Annotated in this window: 1 protein-coding gene; it reads left to right on the top strand. The window is 56.3% G+C overall.

What is annotated here, in order from left to right; translation table 11 throughout:
• On the top strand, nt 1–641 hold a 641-nt coding region (locus E7681_RS18635), incomplete at both ends, for an efflux RND transporter permease subunit (RefSeq protein ID WP_136340765.1).

The raw sequence follows: 641 nt of genomic DNA on the forward strand, positions 1-641 counted from the left end.
GACGTAGACGGTCGCATCGGCAATGCTGACGCTATCACCGCTCAACTGGCTGAGGGTTTTCTCCCTGATTTGGTGACTACAACCCCTGGTCTCGACTTCGAAGTTGGTGGACAAGCGGCAAATTCAGCCGAGACCGTCGCCTCGATCCTGCGCGGGTTTTTGATCGGGTTGGTAGGTATCTACATCGTGCTCAGCTTCCAGTTCAGAAGCTATGTTGAGCCGTTCATCGTTATGATCACCATTCCGCTTGCGTTTCTTGGTGTGATCTGGGGCCATGTCCTGATGGGTTACAACATTTCCATGCCGTCTCTGGTTGGAGCCGCGTCACTTGCCGGTATTGTTGTGAACAACGCGATTTTGTTGGTCGGCGTCATCAATGAACGCCGCGCAGACGGGCTTTCAGCCGCGCTGGCCGCGGGAGAGGCCGTCAGGTCGCGCTTCCGACCGATTTTTGTCTCGGTGTCGACCACCATCATGGGAATGGCCCCTCTGCTGTTGGAAACATCGACACAAGCCCAGACGCTGAAGCCACTCGTGATCTCGGTCGTCTTTGGCCTTCTGGCGGCGACAGTTCTGATCTTGCTGGTGCTGCCTGCGTTCTATGCAGCGCTTGAGGATATCCGGCCGCGCAAAACCGCAAA

It is taken from the genome of Thalassobius vesicularis (genome assembly GCF_004799325.1).
Lineage (GTDB): Bacteria > Pseudomonadota > Alphaproteobacteria > Rhodobacterales > Rhodobacteraceae > Thalassobius > Thalassobius vesicularis.